Raw genomic sequence first — 1403 nt, 5'->3', positions numbered from 1 at the left:
GGGACAGATGTGTAGCCGTCTGACCACACAAAGCCCGGTCGGGCCGCGTTTTCGCGGCCCGACCGGGCTTTGTGCTCGCTCCTTACAATCGGGCTTTACGTTCGATCCACAAGCTCGGGCGCCGTCGCCGGACCCGGCGTGAAGGATTGACCTGAAGGTTCGGCGTCCGGCAATCTCTCTTTCCGCAGGCGCCATTCCAAGGTTCCGTGGAGTAGGGGCTACGCCATGTGGTTGAGGCTCAAGATGTTGCCCTCGGTGTCCAGGAACCATGCGGCCGAACTCCCGTCCGGAGTGGTGGCAATTCCGTCCTCGGTTTTCAGGCCCGGGAAGTCGTATTCCTCGAAGACGATTCCATTGGCCCGGAGTTCCGCAACGGCAGCCGGCAGGTCATCGACCATCCAGCCGATCTGCGTGTTCTTGGCGGTGCCGGCGTTAGGCGTTTGGTACAGGAGGAACCGGGTTCCGCCGCCGCACGTGTACTGCAGGTTGTCCTCGGCATCCGGGTTGTCGGGTTCAAGCCCGAGCTTGTCGCGGTAGAAACCCCGTGCACGGGCGATATCCGCCGCCGGTAGCACAGCGCCGACTTGCTGATCCTTGAGCATGGCTATTCTCTTTCCAGGCCCGCCCCCCGGAAGGAATTTTACTCCTCCGGGCGCCGTGCGTACCCGTGAAACTGAAGCAGGATTTCCGGTGACTGCCAGCGGCTCGCCCCGTCCACCGAGCGCGCCCGAGGGCCGTTTCACTAAACTGCTCGAGCCGCCGTCATGCGGCCGTGGTGAGGATCCCTGGCCACCGGGCGGGACTCGGTTGTGCGGACGTCATGAGGAGCCGCCATCGCCAACCGGGTCGCCGTCATGGGGCCGTGGCCACCGCGAACGGCAGCGGGCGCTGCCGTCATTGCCGGGTCCGTGATTACACGGCCGGCATTACCGCCGCAATCATGCCGCCACTGTCCGGGCCGCGGTTATGCGGCCTGGGCGGGTCGGGCGGGTGTGAAGTAGTGGTTGCGGCGTGGTTTTTGGCCGGGGTCGATGTGGGGTGGCGGGATGAACCAGGGGACCCCGGTCCGGACCCGGATGGTCCACGCCTCCTTGTGGATCAGGTGGTGGTGATGGGAACAGAGCAGGGTCCCGTTCTCCGTGCCCGTGGTCCCGCCACGGGACCAGTAGGTGATGTGGTGGGCTTCGCACCAAGGCGCGGGGATGGTGCAGCCGGGAAAGGCGCAGCCCCGGTCCCGGGCGATGAGGGCCTTGCGGAGGTGGGGCGGGAAGATCCGGGACGCGCGGCCGATGTCCAGGATCCGGAGCCTGTCAAGTTGTTTGTGTGAGTGGGGCGGGGTGTCATCGGTTCAGGTAGGGTCCGAGCCGGTCGGGGTAGTTCAGGACGAGGATTCCGAGGGCTTC

The 1403-nt window shown here is 65.8% G+C and carries 1 protein-coding gene and 1 pseudogene; both read right to left on the bottom strand.

Annotated elements, in window-relative coordinates:
- Window positions 1-218: 218 nt before the first annotated feature.
- Window positions 219-602 (bottom strand): VOC family protein, encoded by a 384-nt coding sequence (locus ABD243_RS11600; protein WP_116768194.1) that lies wholly within the window; start codon window positions 600-602, stop codon window positions 219-221.
- 362 nt (window positions 603-964) lie between these two features.
- Window positions 965-1303: pseudogene (locus tag ABD243_RS11595) on the bottom strand (HNH endonuclease signature motif containing protein); the annotation flags it as partial.
- Window positions 1304-1403 lie beyond the last annotated feature (100 nt).

Origin of the sequence: Arthrobacter humicola (genome assembly GCF_039531445.1) — a bacterium.
Classification (GTDB): domain Bacteria; phylum Actinomycetota; class Actinomycetes; order Actinomycetales; family Micrococcaceae; genus Arthrobacter; species Arthrobacter humicola.
Note: the sequence above shows the minus strand (reverse complement) of the source record. Positions and strands in the feature narration are given on the sequence as shown.